Below are 16960 nucleotides of genomic sequence, written 5' to 3' on the forward strand. Positions count from 1 at the left end.
GGACCCGCGCCGCGGCCAACCGCCGGTGGCGGTGGGCAATAATGGCGCTTCGCCATATCCCGCAGGAGCCCGCGCATGTCCCTCGTTGCCCTCGATGCCGCCGCCACCGCGGCACGCCTGCCGTATCCCGAACTGGCGCAAGCCATTGCCGACATGCTGGCCGAACTGCGCGACGGCACCGCCATGGCGCCGCCGCGCATCGCGCTGCCGGTCGGCGATGCGCAGCAGGGCGCGGGCACGCTGCTGGTGATGCCGGCGCGCAACCGCCAGTTGGTGATGACCAAGAACATCACCGTGCATCCCGGCAACCCGCAGCGCGGCCTGCCCAGCATCCTCGGTGAAGTGGTGGTGGCCGACGCGCACACCGGCGCGCGCCTGGCCATGCTCGACGGTCCCACCGTCACCGGGCGGCGCACCGCGGCGGTGTCGCTGCTGGCGGCGCAGCGCTTTGCCGCGCGGCCCGATGGCGAACTGCTGATCGTCGGCGCGGGCGTGCAGGCGCTGACGCACCTGGAGGCCTTCGTCGCCGGACTGGGCGTGCGCCGGCTGTGGCTGCATTCGCGCACGCGCGACAAGGCCGAGGCGCTGGCCGCGCATGCGCGCACGCTGGGGGTGGAAGCGCAGGTGGCGGAGTCGGTCGCGGCGGTATTGCCGCGCGTGTCGATGGTGGTCACGGTGACGTCGAGCCGCAGCCCGGTGCTGCCGGATCTCGACAGCGGCCTCTGGCGCGACCAGCACTTCATTGCCGCGGTCGGTGCGTTCCGTCCCGACATGTGCGAGCTGCCGCCGGCGCTGTGCCACGCCGCGGCGGACCACGGCCGCCTGCTGGCCGATACGCTGTTCGGCATCGAGGACGAGGCCGGCGACCTGCTGCAGGCCGGCATCGACTGGGCCGACGTGCAGCCGTTCGAGAGCGCGATCCTGCAGGCCGACGCCATCCGCGCGCGCACCGGCAGCCCGCTGGTGTTCAAGAGCGTGGGCTACGCGCTGTGGGACCTGGCGGCGTGCGTGCTCGCCAGCCGCGCCTGATCAGCGCTCGCGTTCGCGGTCGCGTTCGCGGTCGCGACTGCGCAGCCAGTCACCGAACAACTCGCGCGCCGGCGCCAGGAAGGCGGCGATCGGTTCGCTGCGGTCGCTGGCGTACCAGTGGCAGTAGCAGCCATGGATGGTCGCGATCATCAGCCGCGCCATCGGCGCGGGCAGCGGACGGCCGGGGGACGACAGCGCCGCCACCAGGTCTTGCACGTGGCCGTCCCAGCTGCGGCGGATTTCCTCGCGCACGCTGGCCGGCACGCTGCCGGAGAACAGCAGGGCCAGCACGACGCCCTTGGCCTCGGGATTGGCGGTGAGATAGCCGGCGACCCGGTCGAAGCTGTTCTCGAGCCGCCGTGCCGCCGTCCTGCCGCGGTGCGGCTCTGCGCCCAACTCGTTGCCGATCTGGCGGAACAGGCTGGTGGCGGCCTCCGCCAGCAGCATTTCCTTGCTGCCGAAATGCCAGAGCAGGCTGCTCTTGGCCACGCCGGCCTCGGCCGAAATCTGGTCGAGGGTCACCTCGGCATAGCCATGCGCGCTGATCAGCCCGCGCGTGACCGCGAGCACGCGTTCGCGGGTGTCCAGCCCGCGCCGGTTCTTGGCGATCGGCGCGGAAGGGGTGGGGGCGGCGCGTTCGGCGGACTGTCGGGTTGGTGGCATGGATGGGGGCGGCAAAAAAGGCGGTGCAGCAAAAAGTGGGCGCAACGCGGCGTCGGCGGCCGGGCTCTATTTGACAGTAGACGAGCTCTGCCAGCAAACTCCTGAATTGTACTGAACGTTCAGCACAATGACATAAGCGCTGCCGGCCACCTGCCCGCGCCGGGCGCAGGATCCAGGAGACCAGGATGCCGAATCCGACTGCCTTTGCCGCCGCCGCCACCGCGCTGGCTGCCGCCTTAAGCCTTGCCGGGACCGCCGGTGCCGCTTCCGCCGCGGCCAGTGCGGGCAAGCCCGCCACCGACGCCACCGCCCGCGCCAACGCCGCCGTCCTGCAGCAACTGCCGTTCCAGGACCGGCGCGACTTCGACGCGGCGCGCCGCGGCTTTATCGGCACGCTCGACAAGACCGAGATCCGCGACGCCAGGGGCAACGTGGTGTGGACCCTGGAGCCTTACGACTTCCTCAAGCCCGAGACGGCACCCGCCACGGTCAATCCCAGCCTCTGGCGCCAGGCCCGGCTCAACCTGCACCACGGCCTGTTCCAGGTGACCGACCGCATCTACCAGCTGCGCGGCTTCGATATCGCCAATATGACCATCATCGAGGGCGAGTCCGGCCTGATCGTGATCGACCCGCTGACCGCGACGGAAACCTCGCGCGCCGGCCTCGAGCTTTACTTCCGGCACCGGCCGAAGAAGCCCGTGGTGGCGGTGATCTATACCCATAGCCATGGCGACCACTTCGGCGGCGTCAAGGGCGTCGTCAGCGAGGAAGACGTCAAGGCGGGCCGGGTCAAGGTGCTGGCGCCGGAAGGCTTCATGGAAGAAGCCGTCAGCGAGAACGTCTTCGCCGGAAACGCCATGAGCCGCCGCGCGCAGTACATGTATGGCTTCAACCTGCCGCGCTCGGCCACCGGCCAGGTCGACGTGGGGCTGGGCAAGGCCGTCGCGCACGGCACGCTGACGCTGATCGCGCCGACCGACCTGATCCACAAGACCGGCGAAACCCGCACCATCGACGGCGTGCAGATCGAGTTCCTGATGGCGCCCGGCACCGAAGCCCCGGCCGAGATGCTGATGTACTTCCCGCAGTGGCAGGCCCTGTGCGCGGCCGAGGACGCCACCCACAACCTGCACAACCTCTACACCATCCGCGGCGCCCAGGTGCGCGACGCCAACCAGTGGTGGCGCGCGCTCGACCAGACCATCGACCGTTTCGGCGCGCGCACCGAGGTGCTGTTCGCCCAGCACCACTGGCCCACCTGGGGCCGCCAGGAGATCGTCACCTACCTGGGCAAGCAGCGCGACGGCTACAAGTACATCCACGACCAGTCGCTGCGGCTGGCCAACCTGGGCTACGTGCCGGCCGAGATCGCCGAGCGCGTGAAGTTGCCGCCGTCGCTGGCGCGCGAATGGCATCTGCGCGACTACTACGGCACCGTCAGCCACAATGCCAAGGCGGTGTACCAGCGCTACCTGGGCTGGTATGACGCCAACCCGGCCAACCTGAACCCGCTGCCGCCGGAAGAGGCGGGCAAGCGCTACGTCGAATTCATGGGCGGCGCGGCACGCGTGCTGGAGCAGGCCCGCGCCGCCTACGCGCGCGGCGAGTACCGCTGGGTCGCCGAGGTGGTCAAGCACGTGGTCTTTGCCGATCCGTCCAACCAGGCGGCGCGCCAGCTCGAGGCCGATGCGCTGGAGCAGCTTGGCTACCAGGCGGAATCGTCGACCTGGCGCAACGCCTACCTGAGCGGCGCCGCCGAGTTGCGCGCCGGGCCGCCCAGGACCGGCCGCCGCGCCGGCAGCCCGGACGTGCTGCGCGCGATGACCGACACCATGTTCCTGGACTACCTGGCGATCAGCCTCAACGGCGACCGTGCCGCCGGCAAGACGCTGGCGCTGAACTGGGTGCAGCCGGACACCGGCAAGCGTTTCGCGCTGACCGTCGAAAACGGCGTGTTCCGCTACAAGGCCGACGCGCAGCACGCCGCGCCGCAGGCCACGCTGACCATGCCGCGCGCCGTGCTGATGGGCGTGCTGGCCGGCCAGACCACGCTGGCGGCGGAAACCCAGGCGGGCCGCGCGCGCGTTGAGGGCGACCCGCAGGCGCTGGCGGCGTGGGCCGGGCTGATGGACAAGTCCGAGCCGAACTTCGCCATCGTCACGCCCTGACGGCAGCGGGCGGGGCCGGCGCGCGTGCGCTGTTGCGCGTCTGGCCTATAAAACCGCTTCCATGTGAGGGTTTTTTCCGCCTTGCGGGATAAACCGTTGCGTGGACGCTGCGGACCCGCGTCCCCGGCGGGCCGCTGCCGCCGCTTTTTTCATGGTTAACCCTGCCTTTAGGGGGCGTCCTCTACGAATCTGTGTCATTGATGAAACAACCGCGCGGGGGCTGGCCGGATAATGCACGCGGCAGTTACCGAAAGAGGAGTAAGAGGATTATGAAATCGACTTATAAGAAGATGCTGGCCGCCGGCGCCGTGATGGCGCTGACCGGAGCCGCACACGCGCAGTCCGCGGGCAGCAATATCGTCAGCCTGGGCTGGTTCCGCGTGATGCCGAACAGCTCCGCCGATCCGCTCACCGTGGACAGCATCGGCGGCCGCCCGGTCGGCATGACCCGGCCGAACACCGGCGCGGAAATCGAGTCCGCCGACACGCTGGGCCTGGCCTTCAGCCACTACTTTACCGACAACATCTCCGGCGAGATCGTTGCCGGCATTCCGCCCAAGCATGACGTCAAGGGCACCGGCAACTACGCCCAGTATGGCAAGCTGGGTTCGGTCAAGCAGTGGAGTCCGGCGCTGGTGGTCAAGTACCACTTCTTCGACGCCAAGACCAAGTTCCGTCCCTATGTCGGCCTCGGCGTGAACTACACCTGGTTCACCGACGAAACCATCACCAACCAGAACTTCGTCAACCGCGAGTTCGCGCCGGGCGCGCGCATGACCGCGAGCGCCAAGCCGTCGTGGAACCCGGTGTTCAATATCGGCGCCAACTACGCCATCAACGACAACTGGTTCGTCGGCCTGTCCGTGTCCTATGTCCCGATCTCGACCCGGGCCTCGTTCACCACCCAGGCGGGGCCGGTGACGATCCAGTCGCACACCAAGATCAAGATCGATCCGGTGGTGACGTACCTGAACGTGGGCTACCGCTTCTGAGCGGCACACGGCAGGCTGAACAAAAGGGCGTCCGTGGGGCGCCCTTTTTGCTGCGTGGCGACGGCTTACGCCACCGACCTGACCGGATAGCCGGCTTCCTCGATGGCCTCGCGCAACGCCTGCGTGTCGGCGCCGCTGTCGACGCGAACGGACTGGGCCGGCACATCCGCGCTGACGCGCGCGGCGGGGTCGACGGCGAGCACGGCGCGCGTGATGGCGCCGACGCAGTGGTTGCACGTCATGCCTTCTACCTGGAACTGGATCATGCTGGAACGCTCCTGAACGGGATGGAAACGCGACCTCGGGCGACCTCGGGCGACCTCGGGCCGCGACAGACACATTGTGAACCTTGCCACGATGGGAAGCACAAGGGGAAATTTCCGCGGTCGACGTGAGGCTGGCGCCATCGGCAGCGGGCCTTGACCTTCCAATGATGGTAAGGTCCATGATGCTGACATCGACACTGTGGATGACTCAGAACCATGCCAGATTCCAGCGCTGTGCTCGCTTCGCAACCGGTCCGCACGGACCTTAAGCCGCCCGCCGACGCCATGCCCGAGTGGCGGCTGCCGGTCGAAGGCATGACCTGCGCCTCGTGCGTGGGACGCGTCGAAAAGGCCCTGGCCAGGGTGCCGGGCGTGCGCGACGTGGCCGTCAACCTGGCGACCGAGGCCGCCACGCTGCGCGCGGCGTCCGCCGCGGTGCTGCCCGCCGCCGCGCGCGCCGTGGCCGAGGCCGGCTACGCCGTGCCCCACGACACCCTCGAACTGAATATCGCCGACATGACCTGCGCCTCGTGCGTGGCCCGCGTGGAAAAGGCGCTGCGCGCCGTGCCGGGCGTGGTCGAGGCCACCGTCAACCTGGCCACCGAGCGCGCCAGCGTGACGCTGCTGCGCGGCGCCACCGATACCGCGGCGCTGGTCAGCGCGGTCGCGCGTGCCGGCTATGGCGCGACACCGGTGGCGCAGGCGGCGCAGGCCGGCGCCGCGGCCCGGGCCGGCGAGCCGGGGCAGGCCACGCCCGCGGCGTTCTGGGACGGCCCGTGGCCGGTGGCGATCTCGGCGGCGCTGTCGCTGCCGCTGGTGGCGCCGATGGTGCTGGAATGGTTCGGCGTGCACTGGATGCTGCCGGCGTGGGTGCAGTGGCTGCTGGCGACGCCGGTGCAGTTCGTGTTCGGCTGGCGCTTCTACAAGGCCGGCTGGAAGGCGGTGCGCGCCGGCGCGGGCAATATGGACCTGCTGGTGGCGCTCGGCACCACCGCCGCCTACGGGCTGTCGCTGTGGCTGATGTGGCGCACCCCGGCCGATGCCATGCCGCACCTGTACTTCGAGAGCGCGGCGGTGGTGATCACGCTGGTGCGCCTGGGCAAGTGGCTGGAGACGCGCGCCAAGCGCCAGACCGCCGATGCCATCCGCGCGCTGGCGGCGTTGCGTCCCGATACCGCGCGGGTGCGGCGCGGCGGCGTCGAGCACAGCGTGCCGCTGTCCGCCGTGACCGTCGGCGACGAAATCGTGGTGCGCCCCGGCGAGCGCATCCCGGTGGACGCCGAGGTGGTCGAAGGCACCAGCCATGCCGATGAATCGATGCTGACCGGCGAAAGCCTGCCGGTGCCGAAGCAGCCCGGCGACCGCATCACCGGCGGCGCCATCAATTTCGAAGGCCTGCTGGTGGCGCGCACCGTGGCGGTGGGCGCCGAGACCGTGCTGGCGCGCATCATCCGCATGGTCGAGCACGCGCAGGCGGCCAAGGCGCCGATCCAGCGCCTGGTCGACCGCGTCAGCGCGGTGTTCGTGCCGGTGGTGCTGGCGATTGCGCTGGTGACCGTGCTGGGCTGGGGCCTCTTTGCCGGCGACTGGGAAGCGGCGCTGCTCAATGCCGTGGCGGTGCTGGTGATCGCCTGCCCGTGCGCGCTGGGGCTGGCCACGCCCACCGCGATCATGGCCGGCACCGGCGCCGGCGCGCGCGCCGGCATCCTGATCAAGGACGCCGAGGCGCTCGAGATCGCGCACCGGGTCGGGGTGGTGGCGTTCGACAAGACCGGCACGCTCACGGTGGGCAAGCCCGAAGTGGTGGCGCTGCATGCGGCCGATCCTGCCGACGCCGACGGCAGCGCGTTGCTGGCGCAGCTGGCCGCGCTGCAGGCCGGCAGCGAGCATCCGCTGGCGCGGGCGGTGCTGGCCGCGGCGCAGGCGCGCGGCCTCGCCGTGCCGCAGGCCGGCGAAGTGCAGGCGCTGCCGGGCCGCGGCATTGCCGGCGTGGTCGGCGGCCAGGCCCTGCAACTGGGCAGCGAGCGCCTGCGCGCGTCGCTGGGCGCGCCGGCCGGCGCGCTGGCAGCGGTCGCGGACCGGCTACAGGCCGAAGGCCGCACCGTGTCGTGGCTGGTGCAGACCGCGCCGCCGCGCGTGGCCGGGCTGGTCGCGTTCGGCGATGCCATCAAGCCGGGCGCGCCGGCGGCGATCGCCAGGCTGCGCGCCGCCGGCGTGCGCACGGTGATGCTGACCGGCGACAATGCCGGCGCCGCGGCGCGCGTGGCGCAGGGGCTGGGGCTCGATGACGTGCAGGCCGAAGTCCTGCCCGAGGACAAGGCCGCGCGCGTGCAGGCGCTGGGCCGCGATGGCGCGGTGGTGGCGATGGTGGGCGACGGCATCAACGATGCGCCGGCGCTGGCCGCGGCCGACGTGGGCATCGCCATGTCGACCGGCACCGACGTCGCCATGCATGCCGCCGGCATCACCCTGATGCGCGGCGACCCGGCGCTGGTGGCCGATGCGCTGGCGGTCTCGCACCACACCGTGCGCAAGATCCGCCAGAACCTGTTCTGGGCCTTTTTCTATAACGTGGTGGGGATTCCGCTGGCCGCGGCCGGGCTGCTCAATCCGGTGGTGGCGGGCGCGGCGATGGCGTTTTCCAGCGTCAGCGTGGTGGGCAATGCGCTGCTGCTGCGCCGCTGGCATGCGCAGGCGGGCACCGCGCCGGGCGCGTCGCCCGCGGCGCGAGGAGGCGAGTGATGAATATCGGCGAAGCGGCACAGGCCTCGGGCGTATCGGCCAAGATGATCCGCCACTATGAATCGATCGGGCTGGTGGCGGCGCCGCCGCGCACCGACGGCGGCTACCGCCGCTATGACGAACGCGCGGTGCATAACTTGCGCTTCGTGCGGCGTGCCCGTAATCTGGGCTTCTCGCTCGACGAGATCCGCAACCTGCTGTCGCTGTGGCACGACCGCGGCCGCGCCAGCGCCGACGTCAAGGCGCTGACGCTGCGGCACGTGGCCGACCTGGAGCAGCGCATCGCCGAACTGGCGGCGATGCGCGACACGCTGCGCGAACTGGCGCAGCACTGCAGTGGCGATGACCGGCCGGACTGCCCGATCCTGGCCGACATGGCGCAGCCGGACGCACCGGCCCGGCCGGACTGCCACGGCTGAAGCCATAGCAGGGCCGGCGCAGGCCGGCGCAGCGGACTCCATAACAACAACGATAGCTGGCGCCGCATCTGGCTCGCGTGCGCCGGCAGGAGACCTGTGCAAATGGAACAGCCGATGACCGACGATCCGGCCGTGGCCGGCGTTGCCAGCCCACCCGCCGCGAGCCCGGCGGGGACCCATGCGCCGGTGCAGAGCCGCCAGCGCATGCGCGACGGCACCGAACTGTTGCTCCGTACTTGGCAACCCGATCCGGCGCGCTTTGCCGAACCGCTCGGCTCGGTGCTGCTGGTGCACGGGCTTGCCGAACACGCCGGCCGCTACCAGCATGTCGCCGAGGTGCTGTGCGGGCTGGGACTGCGGGTGCGGGCCTTCGACCTGCGCGGCCACGGCGCCAGCGGTGGCGCGCGCATGGTGGCGGAGCATCCGGACGCCTACCTGAACGACCTGGCCGAGATCTACGATGCCGCGGTGCCGGGCTGGCACGAACTGCCGATCCTGCTCGGCCACAGCATGGGCGGGCTGATCGCGGCGCGCTTTGCCACCGCGCGCGTGCGGCCGGTGCGCGCCCTGGTGCTGTCGTCGCCGGCGCTGGCGCTGCGGCTGTCCCGGCCGGCGCTGGCGCTGCACCGCGTGCTGCTGACGCTGGCGCCGCGCCTGCGCGTGCCCAATCCGATCGATGCGCGCCACCTGTCGCACGATCCGGCGGTGGTCGCCGCCTATCGCGCCGATCCGCTGGTGCAGACCACCATTACCGCCGGCGTGCTGGAAGGCATGATCCGCGGCATGGCGCAAGCGCAGGCCGACGCGGCGCTGCTGGAGGCGCCCACGCTGATGCTGGTCGGCGGCGCCGACCGCGTGGTGGACCCGGCCGGCAGCCGCACCTTCTTCGACAATGCGCCGCCCGACCTGCGCGAACAAGTCTGGTTCGACCACGGCTACCACGAGATCTTCAATGAAGCGCAGCCGCTGCGCGGCGAAGTGTTCGCGGCACTGACCGGCTGGCTGCAGCGCCGGCTGGCCAGCCCGCAGCGCTAGGTCCGGAACACCGACTCGGCCACGCCGAACGCGGCCGCGACCACCGGGTCGTCGCGGCGCGCGGCCAGGCAGACCAGGGTCAGCTCGGTCTGCACCGAGACCCCTTCGACGATCACCAGCCCGTGCGCATGCGACTCGCGCAGCGCGATCGCATCGCGCACCAGCGACAGCCCCACGCCGGAGCGCACCAGGTCGCGCATCGACGCTTCCTGGTCGACGTGCGCCACCTTGGGCACGCTCGCCGGATCCACGCCCGCCTGCGCGAAGTGCGCCGACAGCAGCCGGTTGTGCGCGGATTCGGGCGGGGTCCAGATCCACGGCAGCGTGGCCAGCTGCGCCCATGAGCGCAGTGCGGTGCGCTCCTTCCAGCCCTTGGGCGCGACCACGTAATACGAGAACGGCGTCAGCGTCAGCGTGTGGAAGCCGGGCTCGGACGGCTGGCCCAGGTAGAAGCCGACGTCGAGCGCGCCGCTGCGTACCTGCTGCAGCACCCAGCCCGACATGCCGTGGCGCAGCTCCGTGCCGATCTGCGGGTGGCGCTCGACCAGCGTGCGCAGCATCGGGCCCAGCCGCGTGAATTCGGGATCGAGGATGGTGCCGATCGCCAGCCGCCCGCGCACGGTGTGATGCATGGCGTTGACGGTGTGCTGCAGGTCGCCCACGCCATCGAGGATGCGTTCGGCCAGCGGCAGCAGCGCGGCGCCATCGGCGGTCAGCGTCAGCCCCGCCGCGGTGCGCTCGAACAGCCGGATGCGCCACGCCGACTGCAGCGCCTTCAGCTGCAGGCTGACCGCGGGTTGGGTCAGGTGCAGGCGCTGCGCCGCGCGGGTCAGGTTGCCTTCGCGCGCGACGGCAACAAAGGCGCGCAGGTGATGGAGGTCCAAGGGGGGCGGCGGCAGGTGGTGGGTGGTGCGTCGCAATATTTTGCGCGGCTTATATTGCGATTGACGATAAATCATTGGACGGGGCCGCGCAACTGCACCAAGCTTGCGCTCAACCATGGCCCGAAGTCTGGTGCCGCACGCCCTGCGTGCCGCGGCCGGTGCGCGGCGCAGCGTGGCAGCGTCTTCACCGGACGCAAAGATCGACGGGACCAGGCCCGGGCCGCATCGCCCGGGGAACCAGCATCCAGGAGCGGAAGTGGAAGACATTCTTGCAGAGGCCAGCGCAGTGCAGGCCATCATCGGCCACAGCATCGCAGGCCGGCAGACACGCGGCGCCTCGCAGCGCCAGGCCGACGTATTCAACCCCGCCACCGGCGCAGTCGCCGCGCGCGTCGCGCTGGGCACCGCGCAGGACGTGGCCGAGGCCGTGGCCGCCGCCAAGGCCGCCTTCCCGGCGTGGGCCGATACGCCGCCGCTGCGCCGCGCGCGCATCCTGTTCAAGTTCAAGGAGTTGCTGGACCAGCACCACGACGACCTCGCCGCGCTGATCACGCGCGAGCACGGCAAGGTGTTCTCCGATGCGAAGGGCGAGGTCACGCGCGGCATCGAGGTGATCGAGTTCGCCTGCGGCATCCCCAACCTGCTCAAGACCGATTTCACCGACAACATCGGCGGCGGCATCGACAACTGGAACCTGCGCCAGCCGCTGGGCGTGGTGGCCGGCATCACGCCGTTCAACTTCCCGGTGATGGTGCCGATGTGGATGTTCCCGGTGGCGCTGGCGTGCGGCAATACCTTCGTGCTCAAGCCGTCCGAGCGCGATCCGTCGCCGAGCCTGCTGATCGCCGATCTGCTGCGCCAGGCCGGCCTGCCCGATGGTGTGTTCAACGTGGTGCAGGGCGACAAGGAAGCGGTCGACGCGCTGCTGGCGCACCCCGACGTGCAGGCGCTGTCGTTCGTCGGCTCGACCCCGATCGCTGAATACATCTATACCGAAGGCACCAAGCACGGCAAGCGCGTGCAGGCATTGGGCGGCGCAAAGAACCACCTGGTGGTGATGCCCGATGCGGACCTGGACCAGGCTGTCGACGCGCTGATCGGCGCCGCCTATGGCTCGGCCGGCGAGCGCTGCATGGCGATCTCGGTGGCGGTGGCGGTCGGCGAGGTGGCCGACCAGCTGGTGCCGCGGCTGGCCGAACGCGCGCGCGCGCTGAAGATCCGCAACGGCATGGACGCCGATGCCGAGATGGGCCCGCTGGTGACCGGCGCGCACAAGGCCAAGGTCGAAGGCTACATCGCCAAAGGCGTGGAAGAGGGCGCGACGCTGGTGACCGATGGCCGCGGCCACCAGGTCGACGGCCACGAGAACGGTTTCTATGTCGGCGGCACGCTGTTCGACCACGTGAAGCCTGACATGACGATCTACAAGGAAGAGATCTTCGGCCCGGTGCTGTCGGTGGTGCGCGTGCATGACTTTGCCGAGGCGGTGGCGCTGATCAACGCGCACGAGTACGGCAACGGCGTATCTTGCTACACCAGCGACGGCGGCATCGCGCGCGCGTTCGCGCGGCAGATCCAGGTGGGCATGGTCGGCATCAACGTGCCGATCCCGGTGCCGATGGCGTGGCATTCGTTCGGCGGCTGGAAGCGCTCGCTGTTCGGTGACCACCATGCCTATGGCGAAGAGGGCGTGCGCTTCTACACGCGCTACAAGAGCGTGATGCAGCGCTGGCCGGACTCGATCGCCAAGGGCGCGGAATTCACCATGCCGGTGGCGAAATAAACCTGACGACCACTACAACAAGCGCCATGGAGACATTCGACTACATCATCGTGGGGGCCGGTTCGGCCGGCTGTGTCCTGGCGAACCGGCTGACGCAGGACCCGGACGTCAACGTGCTGCTGCTGGAAGCCGGCGGCAAGGACGACTACCACTGGATCCATATCCCGGTGGGCTACCTCTACTGCATCGGCAACCCGCGCACCGACTGGCTCTACCGCACCGAAGCCGAAGCGGGGCTGAACGGGCGCTCGCTGGGCTATCCGCGCGGGCGCGTGCTGGGTGGCTGTTCGTCGATCAACGGCATGATCTACATGCGCGGCCAGCGCGAAGACTATGACGAGTGGGCGCGGCTGACCGGCGACGACGGCTGGCGCTGGGACAACGTGCTGCCGCTGTTCAAGCGCAGCGAAGACCATCACCGCGGCCCCAGCGAATTCCACGGCGCCGGCGGCGAATGGCGCGTGGAAGGGCAGCGGCTGCGCTGGGACATCCTGGAGCGTTTTGCCGATGCCGCCGAGCAAGCGGGCATCCCGCGTACCGACGACTTCAACCGCGGCGACAATTTCGGCGTCGGCTATTTCGAAGTGAACCAGCGCCGCGGCATCCGCTGGAACACGGCCAAGGCGTTCCTGCGGCGCGCCTCGGAGCGGCCCAACCTGACCATCGTCACCGGCGCGCAGGTGAGCGGGCTGAGCTTCGACGGGCGCCGCTGCACCGGCGTCAACTATTTCGGCGGCGGCCGCGCGCATGCGGCGGCGGCCACGCTCGAGGTGATCCTCGCCGCCGGCGCGGTCAATACCCCACAGTTGCTGGAGCTGTCGGGCATCGGCCAGGCCGAACGGCTGCAGGCGCTGGGCATTCCGGTGCGCCACGCGCTGCCCGGGGTGGGCGAGAACCTGCAGGACCACCTGCAGCTGCGCAGCGTGGTCAAGGTCGACGGCGTGCGCACGCTGAACACGCGCGCCGCGAGCCTGTGGGGCAAGTTCTGCATCGGCGTGCAGTACGCCTTCAACCAGAGCGGGCCGATGAGCATGGCGCCATCGCAGCTGGGCGCGTTCGCGCGCTCGGATCCGTCGCAGGCGCGCCCGAATATCGAGTACCACGTGCAGCCGCTGTCGCTGGACAAGTTCGGCGATCCGCTGCATGCCTTCAACGCCTTTACCGCCAGCGCCTGCAACCTGCGCCCGACCTCGCGCGGCAGCGTGCATGCCGGCAGCGCGGATTTCCGCCAGGCCCCGGTGATCGCGCCCAACTACCTGTCGACCGACGAGGACCGCAAGGTCGCCGCCGATGCGATCCGGCTCACGCGCCGCATCGTCGCCTCACCCGCGCTAGCGCCGTACCGGCCCGAGGAATGGCTGCCGGGACCGGCCTTCCAGAGCGACGAGGAACTGGCCGAGGCCGCCGGCAATATCGGCACCACCATCTTCCATCCGGTCGGCACCTGCAAGATGGGCCGCGCCGACGATCCCATGGCGGTGGTCGACCATCGGCTGCGCGTGCTGGGCGTGCAGGGGCTGCGCGTGGTCGATGCCTCGGTGATGCCGCTGATCACCTCGGGCAATACCAACTCGCCGACCATCATGATCGCCGAGCGCGCCAGCGACATGATCCGCGAAGACCGGAGGAATCATGCCGCGGCGGCGGAAGTGGCAGGCCCCGCGGCAACGCCTGTGCAAGCCACGCCGGCGCCGGCGACGGTCAGCGCAAGCGCATGAAGCGGCGCGCCGCATGACCGCCAGACGGGGGGATGTCATGCGGCGATTGCGGCGCTTTTGCGGCCGCCAAAAAACTGACACTTGGTTCATGTTTCATAGTGCAAACCCCGATGTTTTGCGATGCAACAGGCGCACACAATAGACGCCTCACAGGGTGCTTCGGCCGCACATCCCATGCCGCCGTCGCAACCACCGCGGGTGCCGCCCCGCACGATAAAACACCGCAGGCAGCGCCGCTATTACGGCGCGCCTGACGGACAAGCGGCAGCAAGGGCCTACAAGGCCGGTTCGGACCATTGTCAGTGCCGGGCATCACCCCGGCAGTTCAGCAAGAGGGCGGGCAGGAGACATGAACCAGCAGGAAACCATCCTGGAAACGCGGAACCTCACCAAGGAGTTCAAGGGGTTCACGGCGGTGAGCGACGTCAACCTGAGGGTGCGCCGCGGGTCGATCCATGCATTGATCGGCCCCAACGGCGCCGGCAAGACGACCTGCTTCAACCTGCTCACCAAGTTCCTGGAGCCGACCACCGGCACCATCCTATTCAACGGCATCGACATCACCCGCGAAAAGCCGGCGCAGATCGCGCGGCGCGGCGTGATCCGCTCGTTCCAGATCTCGGCCGTGTTTCCGCACCTGACGGTGATGGAGAACGTGCGCATCGGCCTGCAGCGGCAACTGGGCACCGCGTACCAGTTCTGGCGCAGCGAGCGCTCGCTCGACGTGCTCAACGACCGCGCCATGGAGCTGCTCGACCAGGTCGGCCTGACCGAGTTCGCGCATACGCTCACGGTGAACCTGCCGTACGGGCGCAAGCGCGCGCTGGAGATCGCCACCACGCTGGCGATGGAGCCGGAGCTGATGCTGCTCGACGAACCCACGCAGGGCATGGGCCACGAGGACGTCGACCGCGTCACGCAGCTGATCAAGCAGGTCTCGGCGGGCCGCACCATCCTGATGGTGGAGCACAACATGAGCGTGGTCTCGTCGATCGCCGACAAGATCACGGTGCTGCAGCGCGGCGCGATCCTGGCCGAGGGCCCGTATGCGGAAGTGTCGAAGGACCCGCGCGTGATGGAGGCCTACATGGGCACCGCCGACGCGGAATTGCAGGGCGCGCACTGAGGCAGGGGGACGACACATGAGCACAGCCAATACTCCCGCCCTGGAAATCAAGGGCCTGCACGCCTGGTATGGCGAATCGCACATCCTGCACGGCGTGGACCTGACCGTGAACGCCGGCGAAGTGGTCACGCTGCTGGGCCGCAACGGCGCCGGGCGCACCACCACGCTGCGCGCGATCATGGGCCTGACCGGCGCGCGCAAGGGCTCGATCCGGGTCAATGGCCACGAGACCATCGGCCTGCCCACGCACAAGATCGCGCACTACGGCATCGGCTATTGCCCGGAAGAGCGCGCCATCTTCTCCAGCCTCTCATGCGAAGAGAACCTGATGCTGCCGCCGGTGCTCAAGGGCGCCGACGCCAGCCAGGGCATGAGCGAGGCCGACATCTACGAGATGTTCCCGAACCTGAAGGAGCGCCGCCAGAGCCAGGGCACGCGCCTGTCGGGCGGCGAGCAGCAGATGCTGGCGGTCGGGCGCATCCTGCGCACCGGCGCCAACCTGCTGCTGCTGGACGAGATCTCGGAAGGGCTGGCACCGGTGATCGTGCAGGCGCTGGCGCGCATGATCCGGATGCTCAAGCAGAAGGGGTACACGGTGGTGATGGTGGAGCAAAACTTCCGCTTCGCCGCGCCGCTGGCCGACCGCTTCTACGTGATGGAGCACGGCACCATCGTCGAACGCTTCGCAGCCAGCGAGCTCGAGGCCAAGATGCCGGTGCTGCATGAATTGCTCGGGGTCTGATCCGCGCAACGCGGGTCGATGGTTGCTTGTTGGCAGGAACGGGTGGCGCGCACGCCGCCGCAAATCAGGAGACAGGGAAATGAAAAAGACTCGGCTCGCGGCCGCGATGGCGGCCATTGCCATGGGTGCGGTGTCCTTCGGCGCTGCCGCACAGGTATCGGGCGACACCGTCAAGATCGGCTACATCACCGACATGTCGGGCCTGTATGCCGATATCGACGGCCCCGGCGGCCTCGAAGCCATCAAGATGGCGATCGAGGACCGCGGCGGCAAGGTGCTGGGCAAGCCCATCGAGATCGTCTCGGCCGACCACCAGAACAAGGCCGACATCGCCGCCTCGAAGGCGCGCGAATGGATGGACCAGCAGGGCCTGGACATGCTGCTGGGCGGCACCAACTCCGGCACCGCGCTGGCGATGAACAAGGTGGCTTCCGAGAAGAAGCGCGTCTACATCAACATCGGCGCCGGCACCGCGCGCCTGACCAACGAAGAGTGCTCCCCTTACACGGTGCACTACGCCTATGACACGGTGGCGCTGGCCAAGGGCACCGGCAGCGCGGTGGTCAAGCAGGGCGGCAAGTCGTGGTTCTTCCTGACCGCCGACTACGCCTTCGGCCACTCGCTCGAAAGCGACACCGCGGCGGTGGTCAAGGCCAACGGCGGCACGGTCGCCGGGCAGGTGCGCCATCCGCTGTCGGCTTCGGACTTCTCGTCGTTCCTGCTGCAGGCGCAATCGTCCAAGGCGCAGATCCTGGGCCTGGCCAATGCCGGCGGCGACACCATCAACTCGATCAAGGCGGCCAAGGAATTCGGCATCACCAAGTCGATGAAGATCGCCGGCCTGCTGATGTTCATCAACGACATCCATAGCCTGGGTCTGAAGAACACCGAAGGCCTGCTGATGACCGACAGCTGGTACTGGGACATGAACGACGACACCCGCAAGTTCGCCAACCGCTTCTTCGGCAAGATGAAGAAGATGCCGAGCAGCCTGCAGGCAGCGGACTATTCGGCCGCCAGCACCTACCTGAAGGCCGTCGAAGCCGCCAAGACCGACGATCCGGACAAGGTCATGGCCGAGCTGAAGAAGATGAAGATCAACGACTTCTACACCAAGGGCTATATCCGCCAGGACGGCCGTGGCATCCACGACATGTACCTGATGCAGGTGAAGACCGCGGCCGAATCGAAGAAGCCGTGGGATTACCTGAAGGTGGTCGCGACCATCCCGGGCGAGCAGGCCTTCACCACGGTGGCCGAGTCGAAGTGCGCCATGTTGAAGAAGTAAGAGGGAAGGCCGGCTTGCGCCGTTGGCAAGCCGGCCGGTTTGCTCCCCTCTCCCGCGCGCGGGAGAGGGGCCGGGGGTGAGGGCTGGCCTTACCAAGGCCGC

The 16960-nt window shown here is 69.3% G+C and carries 14 protein-coding genes; 11 read left to right on the plus strand and 3 right to left on the minus strand.

Annotated features, from left to right (window positions below; translation table 11 throughout):
• The first annotated feature begins 75 nt into the window (after positions 1 to 75).
• Entirely contained in the window at positions 76 to 1029 is a 954-nt protein-coding gene (locus tag LIN44_RS01470; protein ID WP_227313248.1) for a delta(1)-pyrroline-2-carboxylate reductase family protein, read from the plus strand.
• Here the strand turns inward: LIN44_RS01470 and LIN44_RS01475 are convergent, their stop codons facing one another.
• Positions 1030 to 1692 carry a TetR/AcrR family transcriptional regulator gene (locus tag LIN44_RS01475; protein WP_227313249.1) on the minus strand — a complete coding sequence of 221 codons (663 nt, stop codon included), beginning with the start codon at positions 1690 to 1692 and terminating at the stop codon, positions 1030 to 1032.
• Between the two features lie 185 nt (positions 1693 to 1877).
• Between LIN44_RS01475 and LIN44_RS01480 the strand changes: the two genes are divergently transcribed.
• Positions 1878 to 3863, plus strand: a complete 1986-nt coding sequence (locus LIN44_RS01480; RefSeq protein WP_227313250.1) for an alkyl/aryl-sulfatase — start codon at positions 1878 to 1880, stop codon at positions 3861 to 3863.
• Between the two features lie 269 nt (positions 3864 to 4132).
• Positions 4133 to 4855 (plus strand): OmpW family protein, encoded by a 723-nt coding sequence (locus tag LIN44_RS01485; protein WP_227313251.1) that lies wholly within the window; start codon positions 4133 to 4135, stop codon positions 4853 to 4855.
• A 65-nt stretch (positions 4856 to 4920) separates the two neighbouring features.
• On the opposite strand, the gene LIN44_RS01490 is transcribed toward LIN44_RS01485, so the two are convergent.
• On the minus strand, positions 4921 to 5121 hold the full coding sequence (locus LIN44_RS01490) for a heavy-metal-associated domain-containing protein (protein WP_112775950.1): 201 nt from the start codon (positions 5119 to 5121) through the stop codon (positions 4921 to 4923).
• A 216-nt stretch (positions 5122 to 5337) separates the two neighbouring features.
• Between LIN44_RS01490 and LIN44_RS01495 the strand changes: the two genes are divergently transcribed.
• From LIN44_RS01495 to LIN44_RS01505, 3 genes are all read left to right on the plus strand, one after another.
• A complete protein-coding gene (locus tag LIN44_RS01495; RefSeq protein WP_304524182.1) occupies positions 5338 to 7863 on the plus strand; it encodes a heavy metal translocating P-type ATPase in 2526 nt (841 codons plus the stop codon).
• Positions 7863 to 8282 carry a Cu(I)-responsive transcriptional regulator gene (gene cueR / locus LIN44_RS01500; RefSeq protein WP_227313252.1) on the plus strand — a complete coding sequence of 140 codons (420 nt, stop codon included), beginning with the start codon at positions 7863 to 7865 and terminating at the stop codon, positions 8280 to 8282. The genes LIN44_RS01495 and cueR overlap by 1 nt, the downstream gene beginning before the upstream one ends.
• A gap of 102 nt (positions 8283 to 8384) precedes the next feature.
• The gene (locus LIN44_RS01505) at positions 8385 to 9317 is read left to right on the plus strand and encodes an alpha/beta hydrolase (RefSeq protein ID WP_227313253.1); all 933 of its coding nucleotides are present in this window, start codon (positions 8385 to 8387) and stop codon (positions 9315 to 9317) included.
• On the opposite strand, the gene LIN44_RS01510 is transcribed toward LIN44_RS01505, so the two are convergent.
• Positions 9314 to 10201, minus strand: coding sequence for a LysR family transcriptional regulator (locus LIN44_RS01510; protein ID WP_227313254.1), 888 nt, complete (start codon positions 10199 to 10201; stop codon positions 9314 to 9316). The genes LIN44_RS01505 and LIN44_RS01510 overlap by 4 nt on opposite strands.
• A 286-nt stretch (positions 10202 to 10487) precedes the next feature.
• Between LIN44_RS01510 and LIN44_RS01515 the strand changes: the two genes are divergently transcribed.
• The 5 genes from LIN44_RS01515 (at position 10488) to LIN44_RS01535 (ending at position 16858) form a co-directional block, all read left to right on the plus strand.
• Positions 10488 to 11984, plus strand: a complete 1497-nt coding sequence (locus tag LIN44_RS01515; protein WP_370641635.1) for a CoA-acylating methylmalonate-semialdehyde dehydrogenase — start codon at positions 10488 to 10490, stop codon at positions 11982 to 11984.
• A 26-nt stretch (positions 11985 to 12010) separates the two neighbouring features.
• Positions 12011 to 13702, plus strand: coding sequence for a GMC family oxidoreductase (locus tag LIN44_RS01520; RefSeq protein ID WP_227313255.1), 1692 nt, complete (start codon positions 12011 to 12013; stop codon positions 13700 to 13702).
• Positions 13703 to 14051: 349 nt separating this feature from the next.
• Positions 14052 to 14828 carry an ABC transporter ATP-binding protein gene (locus tag LIN44_RS01525; protein WP_227313256.1) on the plus strand — a complete coding sequence of 259 codons (777 nt, stop codon included), beginning with the start codon at positions 14052 to 14054 and terminating at the stop codon, positions 14826 to 14828.
• A 16-nt stretch (positions 14829 to 14844) separates the two neighbouring features.
• A complete protein-coding gene (locus LIN44_RS01530; protein ID WP_227313257.1) occupies positions 14845 to 15570 on the plus strand; it encodes an ABC transporter ATP-binding protein in 726 nt (241 codons plus the stop codon).
• Between the two features lie 79 nt (positions 15571 to 15649).
• The gene (locus LIN44_RS01535) at positions 15650 to 16858 is read left to right on the plus strand and encodes an ABC transporter substrate-binding protein (protein WP_227313258.1); all 1209 of its coding nucleotides are present in this window, start codon (positions 15650 to 15652) and stop codon (positions 16856 to 16858) included.
• The last annotated feature ends 102 nt before the right edge of the window (positions 16859 to 16960 follow it).

This window comes from Cupriavidus sp. MP-37, assembly GCF_020618415.1.
GTDB lineage: Bacteria > Pseudomonadota > Gammaproteobacteria > Burkholderiales > Burkholderiaceae > Cupriavidus.